Source organism: Nocardioides carbamazepini, from assembly GCF_024614185.1.
In the GTDB taxonomy this organism is placed as follows: Bacteria; Actinomycetota; Actinomycetes; order Propionibacteriales; family Nocardioidaceae; genus Nocardioides; species Nocardioides carbamazepini.
The window spans coordinates 46,158-62,545 of sequence record NZ_JAHTLF010000016.1 but is presented as its reverse complement, the minus strand read 5'-3'; the positions used below and the strand labels follow the sequence as shown (position 1 = coordinate 62,545).

The following is a 16,388-nucleotide window of genomic DNA, read 5'->3' as shown; positions in this document are numbered from 1 at the left end:
ACACGCACACACCGGGCCACCTATTGGCGCAACTTCTCAGTTGCCAAGCGCCTGGCGCCCCATGGGCCCGATCAGTCGGCGAGGCGCCCCAGCACGGTCGTCGCGAAGCGGCCCAGGCTGCGCACCTGGTCAGCACTGAGCCCCTCGAAGAACAGCTCGCGGACGAGCGCGACGTGGCCCGGTGCCGCGGCGTCGATCGCGGCCTGGCCGGCCTCGGTCAGGTCGACGAAGGCGCCCCTGCGGTCGTCGGCGCAGTGCCGGCGCTCGACGAGTCCGCGCGCCTCCATCCGGGAGACCTGCTTGGACACCCGGCTCTTCTCCCACTGCAGCCGCTCGCCGAGCTCGTACATCCGCAGCGTGCGGTCGGGGACGTCGCGGTCGGTGAGGGCGACGAGGATCTCGTAGTCGGCGATCGAGAGGCCGCTGGCGGCCTGGAGCTCGCGGTTGAGACGCGCGGAGAGCTGGGCGTTGAGGTCGATCCAGGCCCGCCAGGCCCGTTGCTCCTCGTCGTCGAGCCATCGCGTCGTCGTACTCATCGGAGCCATTCTAGCGGAGAATGTTGACACATCCACGATCTCGGAGGAGAGTAGTTGACATGGCAACGATCGATCTCGACGCGATCACGAAGGACCGCGAGCGCATCAAGAAGGAGTACCTCGCTCCCGAGGGCGAGCGCCCCGAGAGCAGCGCCCGCGGCATCCATCACGCCGCCCTGCTGTCCTCGGACGTGCGCCGGACCATCGACTTCTACCAGGGGCTGCTCGAGTTCCCCCTGACCGAGATCTTCGAGAACCGCGACTACGCCGGATCCGACCACTTCTTCTTCGACGTGGGCGCCGGCAACCTGCTCGCCTTCTTCACGCTGCCGGGCCTCGACCTCGGGCCATATGCCGAGGTGCTCGGCGGCCACCACCACCTCGCGATCTCGGTGACCCGCGAGCGGTGGGACCACCTGCGGGCCAAGCTCGACGACGCCGGCGTCGCCTACCACCTCGAGTCGAGGGTCTCGCTCTACTTCCCCGGGCCCGACGGCGAGCGCCTCGAGCTGCTCGCCGACCCGCTCGGCGAGATGTACGGCACCAAGGTCCTCTGACGACTACCCGGGCGCTGCTGCCACTACCCGGGCGCTGTGGCAGCGGCATTCACCCTGTAACCCTTAGTTGCAAGGGCGGGCCGGCAACCTCTAGATCCAGCCGCGGCGTCGGAAGACGGCGTACAGCCCGACACTGACCATCCCCATCAGCACCACGGCGAAGGGGTAGCCGAGCTGCCAGTGCAGCTCGGGCATGTGGTCGAAGTTCATGCCGTAGACCGTGCCGATCAGCGTCGGCGCGAACAGGATGGCCGCCCAGGCGGAGATCCGCTTGACCTCCTCGTTCTGGTCGAGGCTGGCCTCGGTCAGCGCCGTCATCTCCTCGTTCTGCTTCTGCGCGACGAGGGTCGCGTTGACGGTGAGGATGTCGCGCAGCAGCTGACGGAAGCCGTCGACCTGCTCGATCACCTGGGTGAGGTGGTCGTCGACGTCGCGGAGGTAGCGCTGCAGCTCGTCGTCGGTGCCGTACTTCGAGAAGCCCCGGGTGAGCTGGCGCAGCACGGTCGCGAGCGGGCGCGTGGCGCGCTGGAACTCGATGACCTCGCGGGTCAGCTCGTAGATGCGCCGCGAGACCGCCGGGTCGCCACCGAACACCTCCGTCTCGATCTCGTCGATGTCGTTCTCCAGGCCCGCCACGACCGGCAGATAGCCGTCGACCACCCGGTCGAGGATCGCGTAGAGGATCGCCTCGGGACCGAGCCGGAGCAGGTCGGGGTTGCTCTCCAGCCGACGGCGGACGGCGGAGATGTCGGGCGCCTCCGCGTGCCGGAGCGTGACGACGAAGTCGCGGCCGACGAAGACGTGCACCTCGCCGAACTCGACCTCCTCGACGTCGTCGAGATAGCGGGCCGCGCGCAGCACGACGAACAGCGTGTCGTCGTACCGCTCCAGCTTGGGGCGCTGGTGCGCGACGATCGCGTCCTCGACGGCGAGCTCGTGGAGGCCGAACTCCTCGGCCAGGGAGGCCAGCTCGTGCTGCTCGGGGCGGTAGAGACCGATCCAGGCGATGGCCTGCTCGTTGTCGTTGAGCGCCCGGTAGCTCTCGGCCAGCGACGTCGGCGACGCGACCCGGTCACCATCGACGTACACGGCGCTGTCGACGAGGCTCGTCCCGGACGGACGGCCGGCGGAGAGGCCGGCCGGAGCGGACGGACCAGCCGGTACGGCGCCGGGGTCGGTCGGGACGACCTGCTGGGGTCGCCGGACCCGGCCGGTCAGGCTGCGGATGGGCGTGCGAAGGGGCCTCGTGGCCCGGTTCTCGGACATGCGGGATCCTCGGGGTGGTGAGCGGTGGTGGGACTGGGTGGTTGGCCGTCCATCGCCGATCACCTCCTCGCTCCGGGACTCCACAGGTCGCTGACCAGCATAGGCACCCCGACGACCCAACGACCCGGCAGCCGCGACCCCTGGCCCACTGTGACCCAACGCACGCGTCCTACGGGCGGCCCGATGAGGGCCCCGCCCTACGCGGGGCCTACGATCGAGCCGCTTTGTCGACTGTCGTACGAGGGGAAGCGTTGAGCACCACCGAAGACAAGTTCACTCGCTGGAAGAACCACGAAGAGCTCGCCGAGGCGATGATCCCGGTCGTCGGCAAGCTGCACCGCGAGAAGGACGTCACCATCCTTCTGCACAGCCGCTCGCTGGTGAACAAGTCGGTGATCGACATCCTCAAGACGCACCGCTACGCCCGCCAGATCGACGGCGTAGAGCTGTCCGTGTCGGACACCTTCCCCTTCCTGGAGGCGATCGCCGCGCTCGACCTCGGCGCCGCGAAGGTCGATCTCGCGCTGCTGGTCCGGGCCCACCGCGCCGCCGCCGGCTCGCCGTCGATCCCGGAGTTCACCGCCGAGGCGCTCTCCGAGGCCACCGGTGACAACAAGGTCCCGGCGCCGTGCCCGCAGGACGTCGTCCTCTACGGCTTCGGCCGGATCGGCCGACTCGTCGCCCGTCTCCTCGTCGAGAAGTCCGGCTCCGGCAACGGCCTGCGCCTGCGTGCCGTCGTCGTCCGCAAGGCCAAGGGCGACGACCTCAAGAAGCGTGCCTCGCTGCTGCGCCGCGACTCGATCCACGGTTCCTTCAACGGGTCGATCACGGTCGACGAGGAGAAGAACCAGATCATCGCCAACGGCAACGTGATCCAGGTGATCTACTCGAACTCCCCCGCGGAGGTCGACTACACCGAGTACGGCATCGAGGACGCCATCCTCATCGACAACACCGGCATCTGGCGCGATCGCGAGGGCCTGTCGAACCACCTGCGCCCCGGCATCGCGAAGGTGCTGTTGACCGCGCCGGGCAAGGGCGACGTCCCGAACATCGTGCACGGGGTCAACCACCTCGACGTCGACCTCGACGAGAAGGTGCTGTCGTGCGCGTCCTGCACGACCAACGCGATCGTCCCGCCGCTGAAGGCGATGGCAGACGAGTTCGGCATCACCCGCGGCCACGTCGAGACGGTGCACTCGTTCACCAACGACCAGAACCTGCTCGACAACTTCCACAAGGCCGACCGTCGCGGGCGCTCCGCACCGCTCAACCTGGTCATCACCGAGACGGGCGCCGCCTCCGCCGTGGCCAAGGTCCTCCCGGACCTCGACGCGAAGATCACCGGCAACTCGATCCGCGTCCCCACGCCGGACGTCTCGATCGCGATCCTGAGCCTGCAGCTCAAGCGGGAGACGACGCGCGAGGAGGTCAACGCCTACCTGCGCAAGGCGTCCCTGACCGGTCCGCTGGCCCGCAACCTCGACTACACGACCGCCTCCGACGCCGTGTCCACCGACTTCATCGGCGCCCGGGCGGCCTCGATCGTCGACGGCGGCGCCTCGATCGTCGACGGCGACTCGGCCATCCTCTACGTCTGGTACGACAACGAGTTCGGCTACTCCTGCCAGGTGCTGCGCACCGTGCAGTACATCTGCGGCGTGGAGTACACGACGCTGCCGCGCGCCTGACGCTCCGTCCGGTCCCACCGGCCGGCCGTGCGCCGGTCCGGGCCCCCTTGCGAGGGGTCCCGGACCGGCGCACACTGCATTTGAGGGGGGGTTCTCTCGGAGGTGGAACCATGAACGACAGCCCTGAAGCCGGCGTCGACGTCCTCGCCGACACGATCACGCGAACCTACGCCGTGCTCCATGCCCGGATGCGCAGCGCCGAGGCCTGCCGCCCGACCCAGGACGCGCCACGCGCCGCCTACAGCGCCGCGGACCCGTTCCTCGCGAGCACCAGCCGCCACGTCGCGGCCGCGAACGCGGTCCTGGTCCCGGCGGCCCGCCGCAGGCTCGGCCAGGGACACCGGCGCGCCCACGAGTTCGCGCGGCAGAGCCGACGGCTCGAGGTCGCGCTGGTCGAGCTCAAGGCCAAGCTCTACGGCTCCACCTACGCCGTACGCCGCACCTGGACCTCGATCTGGGACGAGGTCGAGGAGGAGCTGGCCAGGATGCGCACCCTGGAGCTGCGGCTGGTCGACGACCTGGCCGCCGCCACGTCCGAGGAGGATCTCGGCGACCTGGCCGAGCGCCTCTACCGCTGCGAGCGGCGGGTGCCCACCCGCCCGCACCCGTACCTCCCCCACCGCGGCGTGCCCGGTCGGCTGGCTCGCCGGCTCGCGGTGCGGGTGGACCGGTTCTGGGACACCGCCGAGGGGAGGATGATCCCGGAGCCGGTGCGTCCGCCCCGGTCCCGCGACGGACGGATCACGCAGTACCTGCTGGCCGATCCACACTTCCCGGGCTGATCGGAGGCACCCATCACGGTGGGCGTTACATCGAACCGGGTGAGGATCGCCACGCCGCGAACGTGACATCGACCACTGCGCCGGCCATGGCATGCGGGTCGAATGGTCGGTCGAGACCTCCCCGACCGGGGAGGCCGCCCGCGTCGCGCCGAGGCCCGCGCTCGACGGTGGGGAGACATCGACCACGATGAGGTAAGCGCGGGCACGGGGGACCCAGCAGTACGCCGGATCGCGATCCGGCTCGGGGCGAAGGGACGACAGCGTCCCTGGGCACCAGCAGCCCAAGCCCGACAGGTCATCTCTCGCAGGCGCCGCTGACGGAGTTCCGTTCTGATGTCCACCATCGCGTCCCGCGCTGCCGCGCGCCTGCTCGTCGTCCCGCTCCTCGCCGCCGCGTGCCTGTTCACGCCGGCGCCGCAGGCCCACGCCGACGACGACGTCGTCTCCACCCTCACCCCTGCCGAGCAGAACAAGGAGAACACCGCCGACGGCGCGACCAACGGCGAGAAGTCCAAGAAGGAGAAGGCCGAGGAGCGCGCGGAGAAGCGCATCGACAAGGTCATGGCCACGGTCCGCTCGCGGGCCGGCAAGCCCTACGCGTACGGCGCCGCCGGCCCGAACGCCTTCGACTGCTCGGGCCTGGTGCAGTGGGTCTACCGCCACGTCGGCGAGAACCTGCCGCGCACCTCCTCCGCCCAGGCCGGCGCCACGCAGCGGGTCCGCAGCCCGCAGGTCGGCGACCTGGTCTTCTTCACCAGCGGCGGGCGCGTCTATCACGTCGGCATCTACGCCGGTGACCGCATGCTGTGGCACGCCTCGCGACCCGGCGTCCCGGTCCGCAAGGACCGGATCTGGACCGGCTCGGTCTTCTACGGCCGGGTCCGCTGACCGGCTGACCGGGCACCGCCGGCACCCCGAGGAGGGGTGCCGGCGGTAGTGTCCACCGTCGTGACCGTGTACGTCGACGACATGCAGCGACCTGCCATCGTGGGTCCGGTCGACGGTGTCTGGTCGCACCTGCTGTCCGACCTGCCCGGCGAGGCCGGGCGCCGCGAGCTGCTCGCCTTCGCCGAGCGGCTCGGCATCGAGGCGCGCTGGATCCAGAACGCGGGAACGGCCACCGAGCACTTCGACGTCACCGAGCCGACCCGGCAGCGAGCGCTGGCCCTCGGTGCCGCCCCGATCCGGTACGGCCGCGCCGTCGCGGCGATCACCCGCGCGAAGCGGGACGCCGTCAGCGACCGGTGAACTCCGGTGGCCGGCGCTCGAGGAACGCGAGCATGGCCTCGTCGAGATCGTCGCTGAGCAGGAAGGCCGCGTTCCACACGGCGGTGTAGCGCAGCCCGGCCTCGACCCGTGGGCCCCGCTCGGCGCCGAGGACGTCCTTGATCCCGCGCAGCACCAGCGGCGAGTTGGCGGCCATCCGGGCGGCGAGCCCGGCGGCCGCCGTACGCGTCTCGTCGGCGGAGGCGTGGACGTGGTTGACCAGGCCGATCTGCGCGCCCCGAGCGGCATCGACGTCGTCGCCGGTGAGCGCCAGCTCGCGCAGGTGGCCGTCTCCGATGACGCCGACCAGACGTTGCAGGCTGCCGAGGTCGGCGACGATCCCGACCTTGGCCTCGCGGACGCTGAAGACCGCGTCGGCCGAGGCGACCCGGACGTCGCACGCGACCGCGAGGTCGACGCCGCCGCCGATGCACCAGCCGGTGACGGCGGCGACCGTGGGCTTGCGGAGATTCGCGACGACGTCGAGAGCGGCCTGCCAGCGCCGGATCAGGGCCATCAGCTCCTGCCGCGCGCCGGCGTGGTTGGCCGCGCGCAACGGGGCGAAGGTCTGCGCCGCGGCCGCCAGGTCGAGGCCGTAGGAGAAGTGCTTCCCGGCACCCGTCAGGACGACCGCGCGGACGGAGTCGTCGGCGTCGAGCTCGGCGAACGTCGCGGCCAGCTCGGCGAAGAAGGCCTCGTCCATGACCGCCTTGCCACCTGCTCCGGCGATGCCCACGGTGGTGACCGCGCCCTCGCGGGTGACGGTGAACCGGCGCTCCTCGGCGACGGGCGTGCTCACGGCGCGACCTCCTTGACGATCTCGGAGAGCCGGCGCACCTGCGCGACCTTCTCCTCGTCGGTGGCGGCGAGCGGGTTCAGCAGGAAGGTGCGGACGCCGGCGGCGTGGAACTCGGCCACCTGGCGACGGATCGCGTCCTCGTCGCCGAGGAGGGTGACCGCGTCCACCAGCTCCTGCGGTACGACGGCCGCGGCCTCCGCCTTCTGCCCCGACAGGTAGAGGTCCTGGATCTCCTTGGCCTCGGCGTCGTAGCCGTAGCGGCAGGCCAGCTGGTTGTAGAAGTTCTTGTCGCGCGCGCCCATCCCGCCGACGTACAGGGCCAGCTGGTTGCGGATCGCCCGCACCGCCTCGGGCGACGGCTCACCGAGGTGGAAGGCGATCTGGAGCTGGATGTCGAGCTCGCCGAGTGCGGCGTCACGCTTCGCGAACCCCTCCTTCAGCGGCTCCCCCCAGGCGAGGTCGACCTTGCCGGGGTGGAAGAACAGCGGCTGCCAGCCGTCGGCCAGCTCGGCGACGAGGGCGACGTTCTTCGGACCGAGGGCCGCCACCGAGATCGGGATCTCGTTGCGCACAGGATGGTTGATGAGCTTGAGCGGCTTGCCGAGCCCGGAGCCGCCCTTCTCCTTGGTGAGCGGGACGTCGTAGTACTTCCCCTCGAACTCCACCGGCTGTCGCTTCCACACCTGGCGGCAGATCTCGATCACCTCGCGGGTGCGGCCCAGCGGGGCGTCGTACCGCACGCCGTGGAAGCCCTCGATGACCTGCGGGCCGCTGGCGCCGAGCCCGAGCGTGAACCGGCCGTCGGACACGAAGTCCAGGCCGGCGGCGGTCATCGCGGTCAGCGACGGGGTGCGCGTGTAGATCTGGAAGATCGCCGACATCAGCTCGAGCCGCTCGGTCTTCGCGGCGATGTAGCCGAGCTGGCTGACCGCGTCGAAGGAGTACGCCTCGGGCATCGCGATCAGGTCGAGGCCGTTGCGCTCGTACTCCTGGAGCAGCTCCACGGTCTCGGCGAAGCCGCCGGAGTAGTCGATGATCATGCCGAGTCGCATGGGGTCTCCTCAGTGCTTCGGATCCGGTTTCCAACGGGTGCTGGGGTCGATCATCGTCCACCGGCCTCGCGCGCCGCGACCGTGCCTGCCCAGGACCACCCACTCGACGCGAGGCTCAGGCCGGCTCGGGGTCGACCACGAGCACGATCTTCATCGCCTCGTCGGACGACATGAGGCTGAACGCCCGGTCATAGTCCTGGATGGGGATCCGGTGGCTGATGACGGGGTCGAGGCGCAACCGCCCGCCGAGCAGGATGTTCTCGACCTGGTACCAGGTCTCGAACATGCGACGGCCGAACACCCCGTGGATGGTGAGGCCCTTGAAGACCACGTCGTTGAGCAGGTCGAGCTCGACGGGCTGGGTGGGTACGCCGAGAAGCGCGGCGGTTCCTCCGCACCGGAGGGATGTCAGTCCCTGGCGGATCGCTGTGGGGTTGCCGCTCATCTCCAGCAGCACGTCGGGGCCACCGTCGATCAGATGACGTGCCTGTTCGGGCCACGCCGGATCCGCACCCTGCAGGGCGTGATCGGCACCCATCTCGAGGGCGAGATCGAGGCGTCGCGGGCTGATGTCGGTGGCGATGATGGTCCCCGCCCCCGCGGCGCGGGCGATGGCGATGGAGATCGCGCCGATCACCCCGGCGCCGGTCACCAGGACACTGCGGCCGGCGACGCCCGCGGTCATGACCGTGTGCATCGCGTTGCCGATCGGGTCGAGGATCGCAGCGATGTCGTCGGGGATGGAGTCGTGGACCGGCCACACATTCGACTCGGGAAGCAGGACGTAGTCCGCGAAGCAGCCGTCGACACCGGCGCCGAGGATCCGCACGCTCTGACACACATGGCTGTAGCCGGTTCGGCAGGCCTTGCAGGACCCACAGGCGAAGTGGCCCTCTCCACTGACCCGCTGCCCCGCGCGCACCCGGGTGACGGCGTCCCCGACGGCGGCGACCCGACCGACGAACTCGTGGCCGACCGTCGTCCCCAGCGAGACGTGGCCGGCGGTCCACGGCGCCCACTCGTAGATTCCCTTGTCCGTGCCGCAGACACCGGCGCGCGTGACCGCGACCAGCACCTCGCGAGCACCGGGCTCGGGGACGGGGACGTCGTACGTCGGCGTGAATCCTGGTGTCGGCGCGGTCTTTCGCAAGGCGAACATCGGTCGGGTCAGCTCCTGTGGTCGGGTTCGAGTCGGGCAGCCTCGGCGAAGGCGTCGATCGCTGCATCGATGTGGCTGTCGGTGTGCGCCGCCGAGATCTGGACCCGGATCCGAGCCGTCCCGCGCGGGACGACCGGGTAGCTGAACGGGGCGGCGAAGATCCCGCGGCCGCGGAGGGCGGCAGCAACGCGCGCGGCGCGCTCGTCGTCACGGAGCATGACGGGAACGATGGGACCGGGGCTCTCGAGAAGCTCCCAGCCGGTCTCCTCCATACCTCGACGGAACCGCGCGACGTTGCTGCGGAGCAGCTCGAGGCGGCTCCGGTCGTCGCCGATCAGCCTGATCGCGGCGACGGCGGCTCCGGCAGAGGACGGCGGCATCGGACTGGTGAAGATGAAGAACCGGCCGCGGCTCCTCACCTCGTCCACGACCTCGGCCGGCCCCGCGAGGAAGCCGCCCAGTCCCGCACCGAGCGCCTTGGCGAACGTGCCGGTGCGGACGGTGGAGACGGCAGTCCCGTGATGCTCGACCGAGCCACGTCCGGTGGGGCCGATGACGCCGATGCCGTGGGAGTCGTCCACGACGAGTTCGGCGCCGAGGCGAGTGGCGAGAGGCTGCAGCTCGTCGAGGCGCGCGACCGAGCCCTCCATGCTGAAGACCCCGTCGGTGACGACGAGCGTGCGGTCGGCACTCGTCAGGTCCGCGCTCAGCTCCTCCAGGGAGCCGAGGTCGTCATGCCGGTACACCCTGGTCCGGCCGCGGGCCAGCCGGCAACCGTCGACGATGCTCGCATGGTTGTACTCGTCGCTGACGATCGTCGTCTCCGACGTGTCCGCGAGGGTCTGGAGGGTGGCGCAGTTCGCGGCGGCGCACGAGTTGAACAGCAGCACCGACTCGCACCCGAGGTAGGCGGCCAGCTCGTCCGCGAGCTCGCGGTGGACCCGCGTGAGCGCGATGCTGGGATTCAGTCCGATGCCGGTCCCATAGGCGTCCAGGGCCCGGCGCGCGCCGGCGAGCACCCGTTCGTCGCCTGCCAGCCCGAGGTAGTCGTTGGACGAGAGCATGATCATCTCTCGACCGTCCAGGTCGACGCGTCCGGAGAGGCGACCCTCGGCGGTCGGCCAGTGCTCGTCAGTCATTCGTGCTCCTCTCGTGTACCCGGAAGCCGTCTCGCTCAGGCGTCGGCGGGGTCGGCGCGGGCGACAGCGCCGAGCCGTCGACGCGGGGCGCGTCGCCGCGCGCGGTGTGACGTCCGGGTGGGTTGGATGGTGCGCAAGGTCGCCCACGGTGGTCCGGTCCCCAGGCCGTGGGTACGGCGGCCCCGAAGGCCTCCCGATCACCCCATGACGCTGAAGGTGCTGTCCCGGTTCACCGGGCGTTTCCTGCTGTAGTGCGACAGGTCGATCGTGTGACCGGTGTTCGGCAGCTTCATCTGAACCGGATGCGCGTCGTGATCGCGTCCCGCTTCGCACGACTCGATGATCGCCGCCAGCACGTCCCCCAGGATCGGGGCGTTCTTGAACTGGTTGCCACTCGTGCCGATCGCGACGTAGTAGCCGCGGAGTGAGGTCTTGTCGTAGATCGGAATCCAGTCATCGGCGACGTCGTAGACGCCGGCGATGCCTCGGGGGACGTTCGGCACCGCGAGCGACGGAACCCGCCTGGCGGCGCGGAACACCTGGGCATCGAACACCTTCTTGGTCGGACCGTGGTGGTAGTCGTCGGGGTCGTCGAGCCACTCCATCGGATCGCAGGCGGGCTCCGTGCCGCCGATGAGGAGATCGCCGCTCGGGGTACCGCGGAAGTAGGTGCCCAGATCGAGGTCACCGACGAGGGGCATCAGGCGGGCCCCGGGTCCCGCGGGCGCGGCCACCTGATGGACCTCCTGCCGCATCGGCCGTGTGCCCACGTTGAAGTCGTCGGCCACGCCGGCGAGCGCGTTGACGACCGAGGAGTGGGGGCCGGCAGCGTTGACCACCATCCGGACCGGAACCGTCGCGCCGCCCTCGATCTCCACGCCCGCCACGGCTCCGTCGACGCGCCGGATGCCGGTCACGGAGGTGCGGAGCCGAAGCTCGGCTCCGTGACGGCGCGCGGCGCTCATCAGGTTGTGGGCGGCAAGGGCAGGGTCGTCGACGAAGCCGTTGTCGGGCATCCAGTACCCCCCGACCTCGCCCTGGGGGTCCGACCAGAACGCCGGGTCCTCGACCTGCTTGGGTGGATAGTGGTGGGCGGGATCGAGCATCGGCAGCCGCGATCGGAGTGTGGCCGCGTCCCACCGCTCGTAGGGGATCCCCGCCCGGTCGAACAAGGCGAGAACTCGTCCGGTGTCCTGGTCGGGCGAGTCGAGGACCACGCCTCCCGTCTTGATGAACCGAGCCATTCCGGCCTCGTCCACCTCACCGAGATGGTTCTCCCAGTCCTCCCACATCGTGTACGACTCCCACGCGATGGCGACGCCTTCCCACGTGGAGTAGTTGAACCGGATGTTGGCCGAGGAGGCGCTGGTGGACCCGCTGCCCACGGCGCCCGCCCGGTCGAGGACACAGACGCGGTATCCGTTGCGAGCGAGAGCGTGGGCGATCGAGCAGCCGACGACCCCTGCACCGATGATGGCGGCGTCGTACGCAGTGTGTTCCATGGAAGAGTCCCCGATGGTTCGAGTTGGGATCGGCTCGAGATGCCGAGACGTTGAGGGGTCGGGCTCGGGTGTCGCGGTCGTCCTCGACCACCCAGACGGCGGCCGGCTAGGAGCCGGGACCGGCCAGGGCCGGATCCATGCCGTTGTCCTTCAGCGCTGCCGCGACGGCGCCGTTGTCGATCAGCGTCTTGATGTCGTCATCGATCACGGCGATGAGGTCGGTCTCGTCCTTCGGCAGGGCGATGACCACGTGGTTCTGCGTCGTCGAGGCGGCGATCTCCGGCGTCGCCTGGAACGCCGTCGTCTTGAGGTCGGAGTCCTGCTCCGCCCGGTAGCCGGCCTCGGCGCTCGTGAGGACGGCCGCGTCGACGCGGCCGTTCTTGACGTCCGTGAGCAGGCTCGCGGAGTCCTGGTAGAGCTTGACGTTGTCGGCTCCGAGCTCCTTCTGGAAGCCCTCGTTCCACAGGTAGCCCTGGATCACTCCCACGGTCTTTCCGCGCAGGTCGGCGAGGGTCCCGTCAAGACTGTCCTTCGCCAACAACGCCATGCCGTCGCGGTACATCGGAGCACTCAGGCCCAGAGTCTGCGCTCGTTCCTCGGTGTAGTAGATCCCACCGATGACGAGATCGGCCCGGCCGGCCTCGATGCTGGCGAGGCCGGCCGCGGCGGAGACGGCCTCCTCCTTCAGCTCGAGGCACTCGAGCTCGGCGATCTCTTTCACGATCGCGCCTTCGACGCCACCGTAGGTGGCGCCCTCCTTGACCGTGTAGGGCGGCGTGACATACACGAGGACGTTCAGCTGGCCCTTCGAGAGGGTCGGCACCTCCGGGTGAGCGGGCTTGCACCCCGCCGGCGGGGACGTCCCGGGCTCGTCGGAGGTGCCGCAGCCGCCGGCCACGGCGACCAGCAGGCCGCAGGCGAGGACAGCAAGGGGGCGACGCATCTTCATCGTTCTCTCCGTTCAGAGGTGGTTTCCCACGAGGGGTTGGTCCGGTCCGGCCGCTCCGGTGGGAGCGCGGCTCCGGCGACGGTCGGGGCGCGCCGCGGCCAGCGAGCACGCATCAACGCGACGGCGGCGAGCGAGATGGCGCCGTACACGAGCCCGGCAAGGGTCAGCGTCGCGGTGAACTGGTAGGTGATCGACGCCTGGCTGTAGGCGCGGCTGAGCAGCTCGGGCACCGACACCGCGAAGGCGAGCGAGGTCCCCTGGTACAGCAGGATGCAGAAGCCGACCAGCGGTGGGATCACGACGCGTATCGCCTGGGGCAGCACGACCAGACGCAGCTCCTTGCTGTGGCTGAGCCCCAGGGCCTGACATGCCTCGCGGTGTCCGACAGGTATCGAGTTGATCCCGGCGCGGAAGATGTCCGCCGTGTAGGCAGCGGTCGTGAACCCGAGGGCGATCGCCGCGCACACGAAGCTGCTCCACGTGAGACTCAGCTGCGGCAGTCCGTAGTAGACGAAGTACAGGACGACGAGCGCCGGCGCGCCCCGTCCGACCTCCACCAGCAGGATCGCCGGCCACCGGACCGCACGCCGTGGCGCGGCCATCGCCAGGGCCAGGGCCAACCCGAGGGGCAGGCCCACGAGCAGACTCACGGCGGTCAGCTCCAGGGTGACTCCCAACCCGTCGAGGAAGTCCGGCAGGTAGTCCTGCCACTCGCTCAGCATCGACATGGTCAGCTCCCCACCAGGCGCCGCGACAGCACCCGGTCGGCGCCCCTGGCCACGAGGGCGAAGGGGACTCCGAGGGCGATGTACAGCAGGCCCGCGACGGTGAAGTTCCCCAGTCCGTTGAGGTCCTGCTGCGTGAGCTGCACGGCCTGGAAGGTGATGTCGGTGGCGCCGATCACCGACGCGATGGCGCTGTCCTTGAGCAGCGCGATCGCGAAGGTCGCCATCGGCGGCACGACCACGACGAGTGCCTGCGGGAGAATCACTCGTGCATACATCTGCCGACGTGGCAGGGCCAGCGCCCGGGTCGCCTCCCACTGCCCGACCGGAACCGCGTTCAGCCCCGCCCGATAGGCCTCCGACAGGTGCGCGGCGTAGATGAGTCCCAAGCCGATCACCGCCGCCTGGAAGGTGGTCAGCCGGACCTGGTCAGTGCTGCCCAGGGAGTAGTAGATGAGGAACAGCCAGACGATCGGCGGGACCGCACGGAGGACCTCGACGACGACCACGGCGGGCAGACGCACCAGCCAGACCTCGGATCGACGCAGGACGGCCAGGGGAAGACCGAGGACGGCGGCCACGACGAACGACGCGAGTGTGATCCCGATCGTCTGGGGGATGCCGGCGGCGAGCTCGCTGAGGATCGTGCTCACGGCTACCGGTTCCGGACCGCGTTGAGGAAGCGCTGGGTGCGCGGATGCTGAGGGTCGCGCATCAGCTTGCCTGCGGCGTTCTGCTCGACGATGCGCCCGTCCGCCATGAAGACCACGCGATCGGCGACGTCCTCGGCGAAGTGCATCTCGTGCGTGACGACGACCATCGTCATTCCCTCCGCGGCGAGGGACCGCATCGTGGCCAGGACCTCGGCTCCGAGCTCCGGGTCGAGGGCCGAGGTCGGCTCGTCGAACAACATCACCTTCGGCTCCATCGCCAGGGCACGCGCGATCGCGATGCGCTGCTGCTGCCCGCCCGAGCACTTCCCGGGCTTCACGTGGGCATGCTCGGCGAGACCGACATGCGTCAGCTGTCGCATCGCGCGCTCCCGCGCCTGCTCCTTGGACACTCCGAGGGTGTGGACCGGCGCGAGCATGACGTTCTGCAGGGCGGTCAGGTGCGGGAACAGGTTGAACGACTGGAAGACCATGCCCACGTCCCGGCGCAACGCGTCCAGACTGCGACGGGAGCCGCCGACCTCGGCGCCTTCGAGCACGACCCGCCCCTTGCTGGGCGGCTCCAGGAAGTTGATCGCGCGCAGCAGGCTGCTCTTGCCCGCCCCACTCGGTCCGATCAGGGCGACGACCTCGCCGCTCGCCACATCCAGCGAGACGTCGTGGACGACTTCGTGGTGCCGATAGGCGACGCAGACGCCGTCGAGAGCCAGCAGAGGCCGGGATTCCGGATTCATGGCGTGACTACTCGCCCGCTCCGGGAACCGACCGACGCCGGGCCATCGAGTGGTCGTCGTACCAACGCTTCATTGAGTCCTACCTCCGCCGCCTGATCGGTGACTCAGTATGGAGAGAACGTCGCGCGCGCTGCTATGCGCAAATGCCAACCGCTCCGGGCTCGTCTATCGGCAGATGAAGACCGAGCCACGGTCGCGAGCGCCAGCCGCGGGCTAGCCCGAACGGGGCAGGCTTCCCGCGAGTCGCATCAGCTTCAGGCCCAGATGGAGGGTGAGCCGGTCGCGGCCGTCGTCGAAGTCGAGGCCGGTCAGCTCCTCGATCCGGGCAAGTCGCTGGTACAACGTGGCTCGGTGGATGTGCAGTGTCTGCGCCGCGCGCTGGACGTTGCCGGCGAGGTCCAGGAAGGTCTCGGCCGTGGACAGCAGGGCGGCGCCGTTCCTGCTGGAGGCCATGCCCGCCAACGGAGCGAGGTGGGGTCCCAGAGCCGGGTCCTGGGGATCGAGCTTCGCGAGGAGCCCGTAGACCCCGAGCGAGTCCCACGTCACCACATCGTCCAGACCGGGCAGGAAGCGCGCGGCTCGAACGGCGATCAGCGCCTGCTGGTAGGAGCGGTGCGCGTCGACGACGTCGACCTGCCGGGCGCCGACACCCACGATCACCCCGACACCCACCCGCTCGGTGACGCTGCCGACGAGAGCGCGCACCACGGACAGGGCGGCATCGGCGGAGCCGTCCCGGGTGTGAGCGACGAGCACGACGAGGTCACGCGGCCGCGGCAGGCACAGGATCGCGGGATCGGTGCCCATGCTCGTGGCGTGCTCGGCCACCTGGGTGAGGGCGGCCGCGGACCCGCCGATCTCTCCGGGCACATCCACGGGCCGAACGACACTCACGCTCACCGCTGCGGTCGGCGTCAGCAGCTCCTCGTCGATCGCCTCGAGCTGGGCAGCGACCCGCGTCGGCTCATCCGCCGAGATCAGATCGCGCACGAGCGCGTTGCAGCGCGCCTGCCGACGCTGCATGAACAGGTCGCGTCGGTACAGGATCATGCCGGCCTTGTCGGCGACGAGCGCGGTGTCGCGGAGATCGTCGTCCGTCACTCGCCCGTCATCGATGAGCCACAGGAACCCGAGGAGCAGGCCGGCACACCGCACCGGCGCACAGACCCGGTCCTTCGCGCCGATGTCGGCGGGTGTCGCGATGCGGCGGGGACCGTCGAACTCCGCGATGCCCAGGGAGAGCACCCAGGCCCGCAGCTCCGGATCGACACCGCGTCCGAGCACCGACTGCACCCGCACCGCGTCCTCGTCACCGAAGTGCCGGCTCGCGACGATCAGGCTCAGGGCCGGGTCGTCGAGAGCGACTGATCGCTGCAGGCGCTCAGCCAGCACGTCGACGAGCTCCTGCAGATCCTCCGACCTCAGGAGGGACCCGACACCCGTGGACACCGGTCGAGCCTATCCGCGACGGGCCGGGCCGGGCGTCCACGACCTCCAGGTCGTGGACGCTCGCCATCGACCAGGACCCACCCCGACCGGGCCGCCAACGGCTCGGTGGTG

17 protein-coding genes are annotated in these 16,388 nt (G+C 70.1%); 5 read left to right on the top strand and 12 right to left on the bottom strand.

Annotated features, from left to right (window positions below; translation table 11 throughout):
* Window positions 1-71: 71 nt before the first annotated feature.
* A complete protein-coding gene (locus KVF89_RS13055) occupies window positions 72-536 on the bottom strand; it encodes a MarR family winged helix-turn-helix transcriptional regulator (RefSeq protein ID WP_257426015.1) in 465 nt (154 codons plus the stop codon).
* 59 nt (window positions 537-595) lie between these two features.
* Here KVF89_RS13055 and KVF89_RS13050 point away from each other — a divergent pair, with 59 nt between their 5' ends.
* Window positions 596-1,093 (top strand): VOC family protein, encoded by a 498-nt coding sequence (locus KVF89_RS13050; RefSeq protein ID WP_257426014.1) that lies wholly within the window; start codon window positions 596-598, stop codon window positions 1,091-1,093.
* Window positions 1,094-1,183: 90 nt separating this feature from the next.
* Here KVF89_RS13050 and corA read toward each other — a convergent pair whose 3' ends face one another.
* Window positions 1,184-2,359 (bottom strand): magnesium/cobalt transporter CorA, encoded by a 1,176-nt coding sequence (corA, locus tag KVF89_RS13045; RefSeq protein ID WP_257426013.1) that lies wholly within the window; start codon window positions 2,357-2,359, stop codon window positions 1,184-1,186.
* A gap of 251 nt (window positions 2,360-2,610) precedes the next feature.
* On the opposite strand from corA, the gene KVF89_RS13040 reads away from it, so the two are divergent.
* The 4 genes from KVF89_RS13040 to KVF89_RS13025 all read left to right on the top strand — a co-directional run bounded on the left by KVF89_RS13040 (window position 2,611) and on the right by KVF89_RS13025 (window position 6,080).
* Complete coding sequence (locus KVF89_RS13040) at window positions 2,611-4,050, top strand: glyceraldehyde-3-phosphate dehydrogenase (protein WP_257426012.1); 1,440 nt, start codon at window positions 2,611-2,613, stop codon at window positions 4,048-4,050.
* A 110-nt stretch (window positions 4,051-4,160) separates the two neighbouring features.
* Entirely contained in the window at window positions 4,161-4,832 is a 672-nt protein-coding gene (locus tag KVF89_RS13035) for a hypothetical protein (RefSeq protein WP_257426011.1), read from the top strand.
* Between the two features lie 333 nt (window positions 4,833-5,165).
* A complete protein-coding gene (locus tag KVF89_RS13030) occupies window positions 5,166-5,720 on the top strand; it encodes a C40 family peptidase (RefSeq protein ID WP_257426010.1) in 555 nt (184 codons plus the stop codon).
* Between the two features lie 60 nt (window positions 5,721-5,780).
* Window positions 5,781-6,080 (top strand): DUF4031 domain-containing protein, encoded by a 300-nt coding sequence (locus KVF89_RS13025; RefSeq protein WP_257426009.1) that lies wholly within the window; start codon window positions 5,781-5,783, stop codon window positions 6,078-6,080.
* Here the strand turns inward: KVF89_RS13025 and KVF89_RS13020 are convergent.
* The 10 genes from KVF89_RS13020 to KVF89_RS12975 all read right to left on the bottom strand — a co-directional run bounded on the left by KVF89_RS13020 (window position 6,067) and on the right by KVF89_RS12975 (window position 16,277).
* Window positions 6,067-6,897, bottom strand: a complete 831-nt coding sequence (locus KVF89_RS13020) for a crotonase/enoyl-CoA hydratase family protein (protein WP_257426008.1) — start codon at window positions 6,895-6,897, stop codon at window positions 6,067-6,069. The genes KVF89_RS13025 and KVF89_RS13020 overlap by 14 nt on opposite strands.
* Window positions 6,894-7,949: an LLM class F420-dependent oxidoreductase gene (locus KVF89_RS13015; protein WP_257426007.1), complete on the bottom strand. Its 1,056-nt coding sequence runs from the start codon at window positions 7,947-7,949 to the stop codon at window positions 6,894-6,896. The genes KVF89_RS13020 and KVF89_RS13015 overlap by 4 nt, the downstream gene beginning before the upstream one ends.
* 115 nt (window positions 7,950-8,064) lie before the next feature.
* On the bottom strand, window positions 8,065-9,108 hold the full coding sequence (tdh, locus tag KVF89_RS13010; protein ID WP_257426006.1) for an L-threonine 3-dehydrogenase: 1,044 nt from the start codon (window positions 9,106-9,108) through the stop codon (window positions 8,065-8,067).
* Between the two features lie 8 nt (window positions 9,109-9,116).
* Window positions 9,117-10,247, bottom strand: coding sequence for an aminotransferase class I/II-fold pyridoxal phosphate-dependent enzyme (locus KVF89_RS13005; protein ID WP_257426005.1), 1,131 nt, complete (start codon window positions 10,245-10,247; stop codon window positions 9,117-9,119).
* Between the two features lie 197 nt (window positions 10,248-10,444).
* The gene (locus tag KVF89_RS13000) at window positions 10,445-11,749 is read right to left on the bottom strand and encodes an NAD(P)/FAD-dependent oxidoreductase (RefSeq protein ID WP_257426004.1); all 1,305 of its coding nucleotides are present in this window, start codon (window positions 11,747-11,749) and stop codon (window positions 10,445-10,447) included.
* 106 nt (window positions 11,750-11,855) lie between these two features.
* On the bottom strand, window positions 11,856-12,698 hold the full coding sequence (locus KVF89_RS12995) for a substrate-binding periplasmic protein (protein WP_257426003.1): 843 nt from the start codon (window positions 12,696-12,698) through the stop codon (window positions 11,856-11,858).
* Window positions 12,695-13,426 (bottom strand): amino acid ABC transporter permease, encoded by a 732-nt coding sequence (locus KVF89_RS12990; RefSeq protein WP_257426002.1) that lies wholly within the window; start codon window positions 13,424-13,426, stop codon window positions 12,695-12,697. Before KVF89_RS12990 ends, KVF89_RS12995 begins: the two co-directional genes overlap by 4 nt.
* Window positions 13,427-13,428: 2 nt before the next feature.
* Window positions 13,429-14,076, bottom strand: coding sequence for an amino acid ABC transporter permease (locus KVF89_RS12985; protein WP_257426001.1), 648 nt, complete (start codon window positions 14,074-14,076; stop codon window positions 13,429-13,431).
* A 2-nt stretch (window positions 14,077-14,078) separates the two neighbouring features.
* The gene (locus KVF89_RS12980; RefSeq protein ID WP_257426000.1) at window positions 14,079-14,828 is read right to left on the bottom strand and encodes an amino acid ABC transporter ATP-binding protein; all 750 of its coding nucleotides are present in this window, start codon (window positions 14,826-14,828) and stop codon (window positions 14,079-14,081) included.
* A gap of 213 nt (window positions 14,829-15,041) precedes the next feature.
* Window positions 15,042-16,277 carry a PucR family transcriptional regulator gene (locus KVF89_RS12975; protein ID WP_257425999.1) on the bottom strand — a complete coding sequence of 412 codons (1,236 nt, stop codon included), beginning with the start codon at window positions 16,275-16,277 and terminating at the stop codon, window positions 15,042-15,044.
* Window positions 16,278-16,388 lie beyond the last annotated feature (111 nt).

Excerpts from the sequence above, each read along its gene's own strand:
- KVF89_RS13055 (WP_257426015.1), bottom strand. The coding sequence starts at position 536 with ATGAGTACGACGACGCGATGGCTCGACGACGAGGAGCAACGGGCCTGG.
- KVF89_RS13050 (WP_257426014.1), top strand. The coding sequence starts at position 596 with ATGGCAACGATCGATCTCGACGCGATCACGAAGGACCGCGAGCGCATC.
- corA (WP_257426013.1), bottom strand. The coding sequence starts at position 2,359 with ATGTCCGAGAACCGGGCCACGAGGCCCCTTCGCACGCCCATCCGCAGC.
- KVF89_RS13035 (WP_257426011.1), top strand. The coding sequence starts at position 4,161 with ATGAACGACAGCCCTGAAGCCGGCGTCGACGTCCTCGCCGACACGATC.
- KVF89_RS13030 (WP_257426010.1), top strand. The coding sequence starts at position 5,166 with ATGTCCACCATCGCGTCCCGCGCTGCCGCGCGCCTGCTCGTCGTCCCG.
- KVF89_RS13015 (WP_257426007.1), bottom strand. The coding sequence starts at position 7,949 with ATGCGACTCGGCATGATCATCGACTACTCCGGCGGCTTCGCCGAGACC.
- tdh (WP_257426006.1), bottom strand. The coding sequence starts at position 9,108 with ATGTTCGCCTTGCGAAAGACCGCGCCGACACCAGGATTCACGCCGACG.
- KVF89_RS13005 (WP_257426005.1), bottom strand. The coding sequence starts at position 10,247 with ATGACTGACGAGCACTGGCCGACCGCCGAGGGTCGCCTCTCCGGACGC.
- KVF89_RS13000 (WP_257426004.1), bottom strand. The coding sequence starts at position 11,749 with ATGGAACACACTGCGTACGACGCCGCCATCATCGGTGCAGGGGTCGTC.
- KVF89_RS12995 (WP_257426003.1), bottom strand. The coding sequence starts at position 12,698 with ATGAAGATGCGTCGCCCCCTTGCTGTCCTCGCCTGCGGCCTGCTGGTC.
- KVF89_RS12990 (WP_257426002.1), bottom strand. The coding sequence starts at position 13,426 with ATGTCGATGCTGAGCGAGTGGCAGGACTACCTGCCGGACTTCCTCGAC.
- KVF89_RS12980 (WP_257426000.1), bottom strand. The coding sequence starts at position 14,828 with ATGAATCCGGAATCCCGGCCTCTGCTGGCTCTCGACGGCGTCTGCGTC.